Genomic DNA, 16,188 nt, shown 5'->3' with positions numbered 1-16,188 from the left:
TTTTTAGGGTTTGGTGAAAAGGTTTTGAAAAGAATGTTCGATTTTCAAACAAATTAGTGATTTTTGCTTGTAATTGTTTTGTCATTGATGTAAAATGTAATCATTCATTAAGCGAACAATGGAGGACTTTCATTTGAGCGATAATAGTTTTTTTAAACCGACGATTCTTTATAAAGAATATATGATCTTAGACATGATCGAAAAGAACTCCCATATCACGCAGCGTGAGATGAGCCAAGCGATTGGGATTGCGGTTAGTATGATCAATGAGTATTTAGATACATACGAAAAAGATAAACTCATTAAAAGACAAAAACACTCTACCAAAAATGTAGAGTATTTTATCACGAAAAAGGGTAGTGAAAGAATCAAGGTATTAAATATTAGTTACTTAAACGCATCTCAAAAACTCTATAACTCAGCAAAAGAAAACATTGAAAGCTTTCTAATTCAAATCGAGAGTAAAGGTTTCAAAAACATTCTATTATATGGTGCTGGTGAAGTATGTGAGATACTACTCAACGCGATTAAAAGTAGCAAGGTTGTAAGCATCAAAGCTCAAGCTATTATAGATGACAGCATAGATAAAATCGGACACAGGATTGGATCAACCCCAATTATATCAAAGGACTCAATAAGTAATTACGAACACGATGGTATATTGATATCTAGTTATACAAACAATGAGAGCATATTTAACAAACTTATGCAATTTGGATATTCAAAAGATAAGATTATACAATTTTTTAGTCTTTAGACAACGAGGATGAATATAATGAACGAAAAAATTCTATTATCATCACCACATATGAGTGATGAAGGTTATGAACAACAATATGTAAAAGAAGCATTTGATACGAATTGGATCGCACCACTAGGACCTAATGTCACTGCATTTGAAAATGAGATAGCTGCAAAAGTAGGTATTGGTCACGCTGCTGCATTGGTTTCTGGCACGGCAGCTATTCAAATGGCTCTGAAAGCGGCTGGAGTTAAACAAGGTGACATTGTTTTATGTCAGTCCTTAACATTCTCTGCTACTGCTAATCCTATTATTTATGAAAATGCGATTCCGGTTTTTATTGATAGTGACTATGAAACATGGAATATGAGTCCTAAATATCTTGAAGAAGCATTAATTAAATATCCTAATGCAAAAGCGGTTATCGTTGTTCACCTCTACGGATTATCTGCAGATATGGATAAAATTGTAGATTTGTGTAAAAAATATAAAGTCACATTGATAGAAGATGCTGCTGAATCACTAGGAACTACATATAAAGGTAAATATACTGGTACCTTTGGTGATTTTGGGATTTTTAGTTTCAATGGTAACAAGATTATTACAACCTCTGGTGGTGGAATGCTTGTATCAAATAATGCTGAAAGAATTCAAAAGGTACGTTTTTGGTCAACACAAGCTAGAGATCAAGCAAGACATTATCAACATTCTGAATTAGGTTTTAATTATAGGATGAGCAATGTGGTTGCAGGTGTCGGTCGCGGACAATTAAAAGTATTAGATCAAAGGATCGAGAAGAAAAGACAAATATATCATTACTATAAAGAATCCTTAAAAGACATTCAAGACATAGAGTTCATGCCATTGAATGAATGGAATTATTCCAACTGTTGGTTAACAAGTATTACTTTAAAAGGAAAGATAAGTCCAATTGATTTAATCCTAACACTCGAAAAAGAAAATATCGAATCTAGACCACTATGGAAACCCATGCATTTACAACCATTCTTTGAGAAGTACGACTTTATTGGAAATAGAGTGTCAGATGATTTGTTTGCACGGGGTCTATGTCTACCAAGTGATTCTAAGATGTCTATAGAACAGCAGAATAGAGTAATTAAAGCAATAAGAGGTTTATTCGTTCATGCATAAAAAAAGAATATATGAGAAAATGATAAAGAGACCCTTTGATATAGTTTTAAGTTTGCTAGCATTATTGATGCTATCACCAATTCTAATTTTTATTGCAGTTCTTGTACGAGTTAAACTTGGTTCTCCTATATTATTTAAACAAAATCGTCCTGGTCTTAATGGAAAAATATTTACAATGTATAAGTTTAGAACGATGACAGAACAAAAAGACATTCATGGGAATTTGCTTGATGATTCAGTAAGACTGACTAAATTCGGGAAATTTTTAAGAGCAACTTCACTTGATGAGCTTCCTGAACTAATCAATATATTAAAAGGAGAAATGAGTTTAATCGGACCAAGACCTTTACTTGTAAACTATTTAGATTTATATAACGATCACCAGAAAAGAAGACATGAAGTTCGACCAGGTCTTTCTGGATATGCTCAAGTTAATGGGAGAAATGCTATAAGTTGGGAAGATAAATTCAATCTTGATGTATATTATGTTGATAATGTAAAATTCTTATTTGATTTGAAGATTATATTATTGACAATTAAAAAGGTTATTATCAAAGAAGGAATAAATTCAAACTCCTCTGTAACCAATGAACCATTTATAGGTAACGAACATGTTAAAGAAATATAGAATTCAGGAAATATAATCTTAACACACCAATTGGATTAAGGAAATAATTAAATGAGAAAAAATCTAGTTATTATCGGCGCTGGTAGCCATGGTAGAGTTGTTTCTGATATCGCTAAAAAAATGAATATTTGGCAAAATGTTTCGTTTATTGATGATAAAGTGACCAATCAAATTTCATCAGAACATAAAATTATAGGAACTACTGCAGATATCTATAAATTCAAAGAGAATTCTGATTTTTTTGTTGCTATTGGAGATAATAGGGTCAGGGAAAGAATTTGTAGTGAATTATTACTACAGGAATATCATTTAGTGACCCTTGTACATCCTAGTGCTGTAATCAATAGTGAAGTTGAAATAGATGTGTGTACTGCTGTAATGGCCGGTGTTGTCATCAACAATAATTGTAAAATTGGTAAAGGGTGTATAATCAATACCAGTTCAAGTTTAGATCACGATAATATTATTGATGATTTTGTACATATATCACCTGGTGTAAGATGTGCCGGTAATGTGAAAATTGGAAAAAGAACTTGGTTAGGTATTGGAAGTATAGTTATAAATGATATTGTAATTTATGATGATTGTATTGTTGGAGCTGGCGGTGTCGTAATTAACGATATTATCGAACCAGGTACATATGTCGGTGTTCCAATTAGGAGACTTCATATATGAAAATATTGGTGTTGTCCAACTTTGGAATGGGATTATATAAGTTTCGAAAAGAGCTCTTACAAAGACTGATTAAGCAAGGAGAGGAAGTGTATATTTCTTTGCCATATGATAAATACATACCTAAGTTAGAAGAGATAGGATGTCAGTTCATAGAAACGAATATTGATAGACGTGGGACAAATCCAGTTAATGATTTAAAATTGATTTGCAAGTATAGAAGAATAATAAAAGATATTAAGCCAGATCTTGTGCTAACATATACCATAAAACCAAATATATATGGTGGCATTATATGTAGAATTAGTAAAATACCTTATATCACAAATATTACTGGATTAGGGACTTCAATTGAAAACAAAGGAATTGTTCAAAAGTTTACTCTATTTTTGTATAGAATTGGATTAAGAAAGGCTAATTGTGTGTTTTTTCAAAATCAGTCAAATAAGCTTTCTTTTATTAGATGGAAAATCGTAAAGAATAACTACAAAGTGATTCCTGGTTCTGGTGTGAACTTGGAACAATATAGTTTTGAGAATTATCCAATTGATGATGGGATTATTCGCTTCTTGTTTATTGGAAGAATAATGGAAAATAAAGGAATTAATGAGCTTATTGAAGCAGCAAAACATATAAAAAAATATAGAGAGAAAATAGAATTTCATATAATTGGTTTTTGTGAAGATGAATACTCTGAAAAACTTGGAGAGTTGAATAAACTCAATATAATCCAATATCATGGACAATTGGATGATGTTCGTGAGCATATTAAATCTTGTCACGCTGTCATTCTTCCATCATATCATGAAGGTATTTCTAATGTTTTGCTTGAAGCAGCTTCCATAGGGCGACCAATCTTAGCGACAAATGTACCTGGATGCAAAGAAACATTTGATGATGGAATAAGTGGGATTGGCTTTGAGCCAATGAGTGTTCATGGAGTTATTGGAGCTGTGGAAGAATTTATTAAACTTCCCTATGAAATGAAAAAAACAATGGGTTTTAATGCTCGAAAAAAAATGGAACAAGAGTTTGATAGAAACAAAGTTATTAATGCTTATCTTCAAGAAATTAATATTATTAGGAGCCATGAAAATGAATTTGTATGAAAAAATATTGAGAAAAGATGAAAAAATATCAATAATCGGACTAGGTTATGTTGGTATGCCAATAGCAGTATCATTCGCAAGAAAGGCTAATGTGATTGGATTTGATATATCTAAAGAAAAGATTGAACTTTATAAAAGTGGCATTGATCCAACAAAGGAAGTTGGAAATGATGTAATTAGAAATACTACTGTTGAGTTCACAAGTGATGAAACACAGCTCAGGAACGCTAAGTTTCATATTGTTGCAGTTCCTACACCAGTAAATTCAGATCATACACCGGATTTACGACCAGTAGAATCAGCATCGCGTACAGTAGGAAGAAATTTAGTAAAAGGATCTATCGTTGTTTATGAATCTACAGTTTATCCAGGAGTTACTGAGGACATTTGCATTCCTATTCTTGAAAAGGAATCTGGCTTAAAATGTGGTATTGATTTTAAAGTTGGATACTCTCCAGAAAGAATTAACCCGGGTGATAAAATTCATAGACTTGAAACTATTGTCAAAATAGTTGCAGGCATGGATGATGAATCCTTAAGTATCATTGCTAGTGTATATGAATTAGTGGTAGATGCTGGAGTATACAGAGCTAAGTCTATCAAAGTTGCTGAAGCAGCAAAGGTAATAGAAAATTCACAAAGAGATATTAATATTGCTTTTATGAATGAATTATCTATTATTTTTAATAAGCTTGGAATTGATACTAAATCAGTTTTAGAAGCTGCTGGTACTAAATGGAACTTTCTAAAGTTCACTCCAGGATTGGTTGGTGGTCATTGTATTGGTGTAGATCCTTACTACTTAACTTATAAAGCAGAACAAGTTGGTTATCACTCTCAAATAATATTATCTGGTCGTAAAATCAATGACGACATGGGGAAATACGTTGTTGAAAATGTGATTAAACAATTAATCAAGGCAGATATTTCCGTAAAAAGTGCAAAAATTGCTATATTAGGATTAACATTTAAGGAAAACTGCCCTGACATCAGGAATACTAGAGTTATAGATATATATCATGAACTAAAGGAATATGGTATTGTTCCTATTGTTGTAGATCCTCAAGCAAATTCAGATGAAGCTTTTCATGAGTATAAAATAAGATTAACTGATGTAAACTCAATAAAAGATATGGATGCCATTATAGTTGCTGTAAGCCATGATGAATTTAAAAATATGAACCGAACAGATATAAATGCGCTTTACAAAAATGTTCCATATAGTAATAGAGTTTTGATTGACATAAAAAGTGTTCTAGATAGAACAGAATATGAAGAGTTGGGATACAACTATTTTAGATTATGAGAGGTGAATTTTTATGAGTTATACTGAGTTGAAATTCCCCGAAAATTCCATATTTCTAGTTACTGGTGGAGCAGGATTCATTGGTTCAAATTTAGTCGAATCTATTCTTGAAATGGGATATCAGGTAAGGTGTCTAGATAATTTATCAACTGGTTTCCAAGAAAATGTTGATTTGTTCATACACAATCCGAAATACGAATTTATTCTTGGAGATATTAGGGACTTTGATACTTGTTTAAAGGCTTGTTCCGGAGTTGATTTTGTTTTACATCAAGCTGCTTGGGGTAGTGTACCAAGAAGCATTGAGATGCCATTATTATATGAAGAAATTAATATAAAGGGTACATTAAATATGCTTGAAGCAGCTAGGCAAAATAAAGTAAAGAAATTTGTTTATGCTTCTAGCTCATCTGTTTATGGTGATGATCCAAATTTACCTAAAGTTGAAGGAAAAGAAGGTAATTTACTTTCCCCTTATGCGATAACAAAGAGAACAAATGAAGAATATGGAAAGGTATATAAAAAATTATATAATTTAGATACCTACGGTCTTAGATACTTCAATGTATTTGGCAAAAGACAAAATCCGGACGGATCTTATGCTGCTGTGATACCAAAATTTATTAAACAATTGCTAAAAAATGAAAGACCAACCATAAACGGTGATGGTAATCAAAGTAGAGATTTTACTTATATAAAAAATGTAGTAGAAGCAAATCTAAAGGCATGCTATTCAAGCAGTGAGTTTTCAGGAGAAGTATTTAACATTGCTTATGGTGGTAGAGAATATCTGATCGATTTGTATAAACATATTTGCAAGGAATTGAATGTTGACATCGAACCAATATTCACTATTGAAAGAAAAGGTGATATTAAGCATAGTAATGCAGATATCAGCAAAGCAAAAGGAATGCTCAACTATAAACCTGAATATGATTTTAAGTTGGGAATAAAGGAAGCAATAAGTTTTTACTGTGATAGTTTATCAAAAGACTAAAGATAGGTGAATAGCTCATGAAAAAAAAAGTACTTTATATTGGAGGATTTGAACTTCCAGATAAAAACGCTGCTGCTCACCGGGTTATATCTAACGGAAAAATTCTGAGAACTCTAGGATACAATGTAGAATTCTTTGGTGTTGACAGCAATCAACAAACTGATAAGTCGCAATTTTTATTTAATGATTTCCTAGTTCATAAGGGAGTGAACATTTCGAAATCTAAATTTCGTTTTTATTTAAGTATCAAAGATGTAAGAGATGTAATAAACACGGGAAATTACGATGTCATTATTGCATACAATTTCCCATCAATTCCTTCAATAAAACTGAAATTGCTATGTAAGAAAAGAAACATAAAGTTAGTGTTTGACATCACAGAATGGTACTCTATCAAAGGGATGAACTTGATTGGTGGCTTAATAAAAGGAATAGATTCTTTCTATAGAATGAGAGTAATATCAAAAAAAGTGGATGGATTGATTCTTATTAGTGACTATTTAAGCTTATATTATGCTCACCATAAAAACAAAGTCGTCATACCACCATTAGTTGACCTAGAAGATATGAAATGGATCAACAAGAGCCCTAGTAATAATTCAGGGAAATATGTATTTTCATACTCTGGTAATCCAGGAGTTTCAAAAGATAACATTTTGAGCATAGTTAAATGGTTTACTAATTGCACAAGAGATGATCTAGTACTATACGTCATTGGAATGAATGAGGATGAATTTATGAAAAAATACAAACATGAAAAAATAAAGAACGTTAAATTTTTGGGTAGAATTTCGCATATTGATAGTTTGCGAATAGTAATGAACTCGCATTTTTCTATATTATTTAGATATGGGAATAGAGTATCTAAAGCTGGTTTTCCAACCAAATATGTTGAGAGTACTACTACCTCAACACCAGTAATAACTGATAGGAATATCTCTATTAATCATCGTTTTCTTCATGAGGCAACTGTTCTCTTGAACGATATAAATGAACTAACATATCGTGTAGATGAATTAATTGATGACTATCAAAATCTTAAACAAAAAGCTATATGTAACAATGATATGTTTGATTTTAAAAAATACGCTGAAGTAACTAAAAACTTCATGGATCGATTGGAATTATGAAAATATTCCAAATAAATCTCATATTAGGTCTCGGAAGTACATTAATACGCTTGTTACAGTTTAGAGGAAATAAACGAATAAGAATCCTTCTTATAATAGATTATTATTAATAAGTTGATCTCTATATCTTCATTGGCATTCGTTTAGTATGAAATATATGATTTCGAATCTAAGATTATGTGTTAGAATTTTATTTTGAAAGGAGAAGCAGTGTTTTTTGCTATTAACTATATGCTCTCAGTTGTTATTCCAGTTTATAATGTAAGTAATTTCATTGATAATTGCATACAAAGTATTTTGAAACAAACATTTACAGAATTCGAAATTATACTCGTTAATGACGGTTCTACTGATGATAGTTTTTCGAAATGCAAAGAATACGAAAAAAAATATAGTTTTATTAAGTTGTACGATAAAGTAAATGGTGGCGTTTCAAGCGCTAGGAACATAGGATTGAGATATGTAAGTGGTGAATATGTTACTTTTATGGACTCTGATGATGAAATAAAAAGTGATGCTTTCGCTATCCTCATGAAGAATATAAAAGAGCATGATGCAGAAGTGTGTGCATCCATTGTTATTGAAAGAGACAAAAAACCGATATTTATCTCTAATATAAAAAAGAAAATTATTAATGGAGAAGAAGCGATTAATAATATCGCTATAAATAATTTCCCAATTTCACTATGGTTATACGTCTATAAGCGTGAACTCTTATCTGGGATTTTGCTTAATGAGAAAATACATCATCTTGAAGATTTAGAGTTTCAGCTCAGAGTGCTAAAAAGAGCAAATAAAATTGTAATTAATAATCATGCTATTAATATATATAATAATAGGGATGGTAGTGCGAATAATTCAGGTTTTAACAAAAAAGTCGCTTCCGCTCTACAGATAATTAACATAGTTGAATTAATGAAAAAAAATAATGAAATTACAAGTAATCAAATGAATCTAATTATAATGAGAGTGGTATTAACAATCGCTTCATTCTTGATTAAATTCAATAGTTATGAAAAAGAATATATTAAGATAATAACACGTATGTCAAGAAAAATATTTTTAAAAATTATTTTTTCAAGAGTAGATATCAGAAAAAAACTATATCTTTTTTCACTTTCTATTAATTTTAAAGTAACTAGAAATTTGTATAAATTGATTAGGATTGAAATATGAATATTTTAATTGTCAACAATTATTCTTTACAAGAAAACACTCCATTAGGAATCACGCTAAGAAACTTGCTTTTTCATTATAATTTGATGGAAGTATATAACTTAAGAAGTGTGAAATACCAAGATCAACAATTACCCTATTTTGAGTCATTTCAAATATCAAAAAACAAAAAAATTATAAATGATATGCCATTTGAACTTAGGAGTAAGTTTAATAAGGTTAGATATGCAAAAATCAAAGAATATGTTAAATATACTAAGAGTCTTTTCCATGTTCTTTCGAAGAAAAATATTCAAAGAATAAAAGAGTTCAACCCAGATATTATTTACACGATTGGCGAGTCATATTTTGCAATAAACTTTTCTTCATACTTAAGTAAACTATTGGATATAAATGTCATTTATCATTTTATGGATAACTGGATTGATACAAGTTTCAACATAGTTAAAAATCGTCTTATAAATCGATTAATATTAGGGAAAATTTATAATCAGATGACTAAATCAAGAAATGCACTTGTTATAAGTGACCTCATGAAAAAAGAGTATGAAAATCGCTTTAAAAATATTGAATTCCATGTTATTGGTAATATTCTAACTAACAATAACCTAACAAACTTAGGATTGAAAGATGGAAAAGAATTTCAGTTGTTATATATGGGTGGGTTACATATAGGAAGAATTGAAACTATAATGGAAATGTGCAAACTTCTGGATTCCCAACGATTAATGAATGTACCCTTTATGTTTAACATATATGTTCCTAAGGGGCATTACAACAAGTATCAGCATCTATTCAACTTCAAAAATAGCAGAATATTCAATGAAGTTGACAATACGAAAGCGCAGGTCTTAATAAGGAAAGCTGATATATTAATACATGTAGAATCGTTTAAACAAGAAAATATTGAGTACACAAAATACTCTTTATCGACAAAAATCACGGAATATATTTCTGCGGGAAGACCTATAATAATATATGGTCCATCTGAAATCAATTCAGCACAATATATAGTAAATAATCAAATAGGGTTTAATGCCACAACTATAGATAGTTTAATAGTATACTTGCAGAACATAATCCAAAATTATGATGAAATAGCACAAAAAATTAATGCAAACTCATCATTACTTTTTAATAAAAGGCATTCATATGAATACCGAAATAGTATTTTTAATAAACTTAAAGGATAACAAATGAGAAAAAAATTATATTTGCCACTGAAAATATTCATAATATATATAGTTACAACACTTTTGGCTAATTTTTTTGGTCCTTGGGAGTATGTCCAATATAACAAAATAATAGTCTTAGGGTTTATGATTATATTCTCGATTTTTGCTATTTTTGGATATCATAGAGGAATTGAGTCTGATGTACATATCTATTATTCAAAAAGACCAATCAGATTTAATTACGGTTTTCGCGCATTAAAAATACTAATTGTGTTTATGACTATCCTATATTTCTTAATAATCATAGAGAAAACTATTGTATATGGAGTAAGTATTGCTCCTAATTCGTCGATTTTTGATATTTTAACCACATCATATGGAAATAAAGATTTTATATTTACCTATTCATTTTGGTTATTATCATACATATACATTTTTGATATTTTTGTTAAGGTGCTTGGTATTTACTTCTTCAACAAACTATCCTTTTCATTCAAAGCTTTAGTTTTACTTAACTATGCTTTATCACTTTGGCATGTAATTATTTTTGATGGGAACCAAAAAATGATAGGTGATATGCTAATATACTTTTTAATTCCAATAATAATTAAACTAATCAACTCTAGTAAAAAAATAAAGCCAAAAATATTTATCATTTCAACTCTCTTCGCTATATTGTTCCTTGGATTTTTTATCAGCAATATTGGTTCAAGGGTAGAAAGATGGAACTTGAGTATTGAAACAATTGACGGAAGAGCTTTTTCAAACTTAGAACATCCTATTGTCAGAATGGTCCCAACCGATTTTAAAAAACCAGTAATTTTGTTTTTTAATTATTTTTCAAATGGTTATTATGGGTTATATTTATCACTTAATTTGCCCTATGAGTCCTCAATGGGGATGGGAAGTTCATTTGCTTTTAGAGAGATTATAACTAGAACTTTTAATATTTCGGATTCTTCATATTCACCAACTTATGGAGAACGAATTAATGATGTTTACGGATACGATGGTTATTCAAACTGGATAAGTATTTTCCCATGGATTGCTTCAGATTTTACTTTTTTTGGGGCGATATTAATTGTATCTTTTGGTGTTTTTTTATTTGCAAGGGCATGGAAATATTCTATTGTAAATCGTGATCCAGTGTCTATTGTAGTCTTTGCGCATCTAACAATATTTATAATGTATATCCCAAATAACAATCAATTATTACAGACAAAACAATCATTGATTGCTACATTATTTATGTTTATAATATGGGTTATATATCGTAATAGAATAGTAATTGAAAAGGATGAGAAAGAAATTGCAACTTATAAAAAAAATTGATAATGATTCACGAAATTTAATATTCAATATTCTAATTACTATAATATTAAAAGGTGGTTCAGTCATATTATCATTATTAACTGTTCCAGCCTACTTGAGATATTTTTCCAATGATACGTACCTTGGGTTATGGTTTACTATTTTGTCAATTCTAACTTGGATATTGACATTTGATTTAGGAATTGGGAATGGATTGAGAAATTATTTGGTAAAAACAATTGCAGATAGGGACGACTTGAAGTCATCAAAATATATAACTGGTTCGTATTTTATTTTTTCAATTTTGTCAGTTTTCGTATTCTTAGTCGCAATTATCTTGAGCCAATTTCTAAACTATAATAAAATATTTAATGTATCTTCTAATATCATTCAAAATTCAACAATAAGAGTTGCATTTATGATATCACTGTTTGGTATTTTGCTTCATTTCACGTTAAAGCTTATCTATTCTTTACTCTATGCATTACAAAAACCATTTCTAGTTAACTTTTTATCACTTGTAACAAGCTTATCTATTTTTATTTTTATCACTCTTTTAAATACTGGTAACTTGAGCGATAAGCTCGTTTATGTTTCCATTTTTTACGTTTTGGCAACAAACGTCCCCACTTTAGTAATCACTCTAGTTCTTTTCTTAGGAAAATATAGAAAAATGAGACCCAAACTGAAAAACTTGGATTTTAAATTTTCACAAAGTGTAATTAATATCGGTGGACTTTTCTTTTTTATTCAAATAATGTATTTATTAATTAACGCGACAAACGAATTATTTATAAGTCAAGTCCTAAATCCATCTAGTGTGATCGATTACCAATTTTACTACAAACTATTTACATTAGCTCCTGTTATGTTATCTATTCTATTGATCCCTATTTGGTCTGCAGTTACAAAAGCCCTTCATGAAAAAAGGCATGAATGGATAAAAAAAACGTATTTATACACTCATATTGTTTTGATGTTATTGGTTATTGTTCAATTGATTATAATATTCTTGTCTCAATTCCTATTTAACATATGGTTAGGTATAAACAGTTTTACAGTTGATATTTCCAACTTAGTAATCATGGCAATATATGGAGTGATATTTTCTACTATAGCAATACAATCAACATTTTCAAATGGAATGAATATACTTAGAGCACAATTCTATTCATACATAGTAGGAGTATTTCTAAAGTTCATTTTAACTTTTATATTTTGGGATTGGATTATGAAATGGAATCATTTAATTCTAATAAACATTATTTCACTCATTCCATTTATAGTAATTGTTACAAGTGTAAATATTAGGCTAATATATGGTGATTCAAAACGACTAGAAGAAAAGGAGAAATTATATGTTTAAAGAAAAAATACTATTGGTTACCGGAGGTACAGGATCGTTTGGTAATGCAGTTGTTTCACGATTTTTATCAAGTGATATAAAAGAAATTCGAATTCTATCTAGAGATGAAAAAAAGCAAGAAGACATGAGAAAGTACTATAATAACGATAAACTTAAATTCTACATGGGAGATGTAAGAGATTACGATTCCATCGAGGGTGCTTTTATTGGTGTTGATTATGTTTTTCATGCAGCAGCGCTAAAACAAGTGCCTTCGTGCGAATTCTACCCAATTGAAGCAGTTAAAACGAACATCTTGGGAAGTGATAATGTTATTAGTGCTTGTGTTAAAAACGGTATTAAAAAGGCCATTTTCTTATCGACTGATAAGGCTGCATATCCTATTAATGCAATGGGTATGAGTAAGGCTATGATGGAGAAAAATGTAATTGCAAGATCGAGACAGCTAAGAAAGAATGATACGGTATTATGTTTAACTCGATATGGCAATGTTATGGCATCTCGCGGATCTGTAATTCCTCTTTTCTTAGATCAAATACACGAAAACAAACCGATCACAATAACAAATCCTGAAATGACTCGTTTTATGATGACTTTAGAAGACGCTGTTGATTTGGTTTTATATGCATTTGAACATGGTGAACAAGGTGATCTTTTTGTTCAAAAAGCCCCAGCAGCAAGTATTGATGTACTTGCCAAAGCTGTACTCGATTTAACAAAATGTTCAATCGAACCGGTCTATATTGGTACTAGACATGGTGAAAAATTATATGAAGTATTAGTGACACAAGAAGAAATGAATAAAGCTGTTGATTTAGGTGGATTCTTTAAGATTCCAGCAGATAACAGAAACTTAAATTACGACAAATTCATTGAAAAAGGTAGTAAGGAACTTGTATTAGCTGATTCATACCATTCACATAATACATCTAGACTGGATATTGAAGGTATGAAAAAACTATTACTCAAACTAGACTTATTTAAATAAGGTAGGTGTATTATGAAAATACTCGTTACGGGTGCTAAAGGTTTCATCGGTAAAAACTTAATCGCTGAGCTGAAAAATCAAAAGTACACAGATATTTATGAATATGATATGGATTCAACACTAGAAGAGTTAGATAATTATTCTAAGGACTGTGAATTTGTATTTCATTTAGCTGGCATTAATAGACCTAAAGACCAAAAAGAGTTCCTAGAAGGCAATTTTGGTTTTACGTCGGTTCTTTTAGAGAACCTTAAAAGATATCAAAACAAGTCACCTATCATGCTTGCGTCATCGATACAAGCATTACTAGATAATCCATACGGAATTAGTAAAAAAGCTGGTGAGGATTTGCTATTCAGTTACAGTGAAGAAACTAATGCAAGAGTTCTAGTTTACCGTTTTCCAAATGTTTTTGGAAAATGGTGTAGACCAAACTATAACAGCGCTATAGCAACCTTCTCATATAATATCGCCAATGATTTACCGATTACAATTAACGACCGAAATGTGGTTATGAACTTAATTTATATCGATGATCTTGTTAAAGAACTCATCTACGCTTTAAATGGTCGAGAGAATAGAAAAGATGAGTTTTGTTATGTTGAACCAGTTCACACTGTCAAATTAGGTGAGATTGTGGATTTATTATATTCATTCAAAGAGAGTAGAAAAAACCGTTTTATCCCAAGCACCATAGACCCATTCACCAAAAAATTATATGCTAATTACTTAAGCTATCTACCGACCGATCAATTCAGTTATGATTTAAAAATGAACATCGATCATCGTGGTTCATTCACTGAGTTTCTTAAAACACCTGACAGAGGTCAAGTGTCGATTAACATATCAAAGCCCGGGATAGTCAAAGGAAATCACTGGCACCACACCAAAAACGAGAAGTTTTTGGTGGTAAGTGGTATTGGTGTCATTCGATTTAGAAAGATTGATGAACAAAATATCATTGAATATCACGTCAGCGGTGATAAACTGCAAGTGGTAGATATCCCACCTGGGTATACACATAATATCGAAAACCTAGGCAATACAGACATGGTAACAGTGATGTGGGCAAATGAAACATTTGACCCTGAAAAACCAGATACAATTTTCGTGGAGGTATAATGATGAAGAAACTAAAGGTAATGACTGTAGTAGGAACTAGACCCGAAATCATTAGGCTTTCAGCTGTTATTCACAAACTGAATAACTCTGAGGCTATTGAACATGTTTTAGTTCATACTGGACAAAACTATGATTACGAATTAAATGAAGTATTTTTTAAAGACTTAAATTTAAAAAAGCCCGATTACTTCTTAAATGCAGCAATAGGTACAGCAATTGAAACGATTGGTAATATCCTAATTAAGATTGATCCTATTCTAGAAGAAGTAAAACCAGACGCCTTTTTAGTATTAGGTGATACGAACAGTTGCTTAACTGCTATAGCTGCTAAACGCCGACATATTCCAATATTCCATATGGAAGCGGGTAATAGATGTTTTGATCAAAGAGTACCTGAAGAAACAAACAGAAAAATTGTAGATCATATATCTGATATAAATTTACCGTATAGCTCTATTGCAAGAGAATACTTATTAAACGAGGGATTCCCAGCCGATCGTATCATTAAAACAGGTAGCCCAATGTATGAAGTACTAATGAGTAAGAAAACAGAAATTGATCAGTCAGATATATTAAAAAAACTAGGACTAGAACCAGGAAAGTATTTTTTAGTATCTGCACATAGGGAAGAAAATATCAATTCTGATAACTTTATAGATTTAGTAAACACACTTAACACACTAGCAGATCTATACCAATTGCCGGTTATTATTTCGACTCACCCAAGAACTCGCAAAATGATTGAGATGAAAGGCATAAAATTTAATCCTCTCATTCAAACATTAAAACCATTGGGATTCATTGATTACAATAAACTTCAAATTGAATCAAAAACAGTCTTAAGTGATTCAGGTACAATTAGTGAAGAGTCTTCTATCCTAAAGTTTAAAGCACTTAATATTAGAGAAGCTCACGAGAGACCAGAAGCTATGGAAGAAGCAGCAGTCATGATGGTTGGATTAAAGAAAGAAAATATACTTCAAGCATTGAGTTTTTTAGATCACCAAGACAATAGAACAATTAGATATGTTGAAGACTATAGTATGGAAAATGTATCTGAAAAAGTTTTAAGAATTATTATTTCATATACCAACTATATTAATAGGGTAGTTTGGCAAAAATAACACCGTAAATATGTTCAACCATATGACCTTCATAACAACAGTCAGTCCTATCCTTAGGGTCAAGGCATCTTTGTCTGTGAAAGCATTTATAACTTTATAGAGTGAGATTTATGCTCTTAGTTAAGACAAAAAGAGGTTTAATATTACAAAATTGAAGAACACGTTTATTATTTTATAATAACATTTTTGG

The 16,188-nt window shown here is 30.6% G+C and carries 15 protein-coding genes; all 15 read left to right on the top strand.

Annotation, left to right across the window (positions count from 1 at the left end; all coding sequences use genetic code 11):
• The first annotated feature begins 133 nt into the window (after nucleotides 1-133).
• The 15 genes from AB1414_05655 to wecB all read left to right on the top strand — a co-directional run bounded on the left by AB1414_05655 (nucleotide 134) and on the right by wecB (nucleotide 15,998).
• Nucleotides 134-757, top strand: a complete 624-nt coding sequence (locus tag AB1414_05655; GenBank protein MEW6606925.1) for a winged helix-turn-helix transcriptional regulator — start codon at nucleotides 134-136, stop codon at nucleotides 755-757.
• An 18-nt stretch (nucleotides 758-775) separates the two neighbouring features.
• Complete coding sequence (locus AB1414_05650) at nucleotides 776-1,894, top strand: DegT/DnrJ/EryC1/StrS family aminotransferase (protein MEW6606924.1); 1,119 nt, start codon at nucleotides 776-778, stop codon at nucleotides 1,892-1,894.
• Nucleotides 1,887-2,522 (top strand): sugar transferase, encoded by a 636-nt coding sequence (locus tag AB1414_05645; GenBank protein MEW6606923.1) that lies wholly within the window; start codon nucleotides 1,887-1,889, stop codon nucleotides 2,520-2,522. Before AB1414_05650 ends, AB1414_05645 begins: the two co-directional genes overlap by 8 nt.
• 51 nt (nucleotides 2,523-2,573) lie before the next feature.
• Nucleotides 2,574-3,197 carry an acetyltransferase gene (locus tag AB1414_05640; protein MEW6606922.1) on the top strand — a complete coding sequence of 208 codons (624 nt, stop codon included), beginning with the start codon at nucleotides 2,574-2,576 and terminating at the stop codon, nucleotides 3,195-3,197.
• Nucleotides 3,194-4,303 carry a glycosyltransferase family 4 protein gene (locus AB1414_05635; GenBank protein MEW6606921.1) on the top strand — a complete coding sequence of 370 codons (1,110 nt, stop codon included), beginning with the start codon at nucleotides 3,194-3,196 and terminating at the stop codon, nucleotides 4,301-4,303. The genes AB1414_05640 and AB1414_05635 overlap by 4 nt, the downstream gene beginning before the upstream one ends.
• On the top strand, nucleotides 4,290-5,609 hold the full coding sequence (locus AB1414_05630; protein MEW6606920.1) for a nucleotide sugar dehydrogenase: 1,320 nt from the start codon (nucleotides 4,290-4,292) through the stop codon (nucleotides 5,607-5,609). The genes AB1414_05635 and AB1414_05630 overlap by 14 nt, the downstream gene beginning before the upstream one ends.
• A 13-nt stretch (nucleotides 5,610-5,622) precedes the next feature.
• Entirely contained in the window at nucleotides 5,623-6,606 is a 984-nt protein-coding gene (locus tag AB1414_05625; GenBank protein MEW6606919.1) for an SDR family oxidoreductase, read from the top strand.
• 17 nt (nucleotides 6,607-6,623) lie between these two features.
• Nucleotides 6,624-7,736 (top strand): hypothetical protein, encoded by a 1,113-nt coding sequence (locus AB1414_05620; GenBank protein MEW6606918.1) that lies wholly within the window; start codon nucleotides 6,624-6,626, stop codon nucleotides 7,734-7,736.
• A gap of 210 nt (nucleotides 7,737-7,946) precedes the next feature.
• Entirely contained in the window at nucleotides 7,947-8,912 is a 966-nt protein-coding gene (locus AB1414_05615; GenBank protein ID MEW6606917.1) for a glycosyltransferase, read from the top strand.
• Complete coding sequence (locus AB1414_05610) at nucleotides 8,909-10,105, top strand: hypothetical protein (GenBank protein ID MEW6606916.1); 1,197 nt, start codon at nucleotides 8,909-8,911, stop codon at nucleotides 10,103-10,105. Before AB1414_05615 ends, AB1414_05610 begins: the two co-directional genes overlap by 4 nt.
• A 3-nt stretch (nucleotides 10,106-10,108) precedes the next feature.
• Nucleotides 10,109-11,419, top strand: coding sequence for a hypothetical protein (locus AB1414_05605; GenBank protein MEW6606915.1), 1,311 nt, complete (start codon nucleotides 10,109-10,111; stop codon nucleotides 11,417-11,419).
• Nucleotides 11,397-12,764, top strand: coding sequence for a hypothetical protein (locus AB1414_05600; GenBank protein ID MEW6606914.1), 1,368 nt, complete (start codon nucleotides 11,397-11,399; stop codon nucleotides 12,762-12,764). The genes AB1414_05605 and AB1414_05600 overlap by 23 nt, the downstream gene beginning before the upstream one ends.
• The gene (locus AB1414_05595; protein ID MEW6606913.1) at nucleotides 12,757-13,752 is read left to right on the top strand and encodes a polysaccharide biosynthesis protein; all 996 of its coding nucleotides are present in this window, start codon (nucleotides 12,757-12,759) and stop codon (nucleotides 13,750-13,752) included. Before AB1414_05600 ends, AB1414_05595 begins: the two co-directional genes overlap by 8 nt.
• A gap of 12 nt (nucleotides 13,753-13,764) precedes the next feature.
• Nucleotides 13,765-14,874, top strand: a complete 1,110-nt coding sequence (locus AB1414_05590; GenBank protein MEW6606912.1) for a capsular polysaccharide biosynthesis protein CapF — start codon at nucleotides 13,765-13,767, stop codon at nucleotides 14,872-14,874.
• Between the two features lie 2 nt (nucleotides 14,875-14,876).
• Nucleotides 14,877-15,998, top strand: a complete 1,122-nt coding sequence (wecB, locus tag AB1414_05585) for a UDP-N-acetylglucosamine 2-epimerase (non-hydrolyzing) (protein ID MEW6606911.1) — start codon at nucleotides 14,877-14,879, stop codon at nucleotides 15,996-15,998.
• Nucleotides 15,999-16,188: the final 190 nt, after the last annotated feature.

It is taken from the genome of bacterium (assembly GCA_040755795.1).
Lineage (GTDB): Bacteria > UBA9089 > CG2-30-40-21 > CG2-30-40-21 > SBAY01 > JBFLXS01.
The sequence above is the reverse complement of the archived record's forward strand: the minus strand, read 5'-3'. Positions and strand labels throughout refer to the sequence as shown.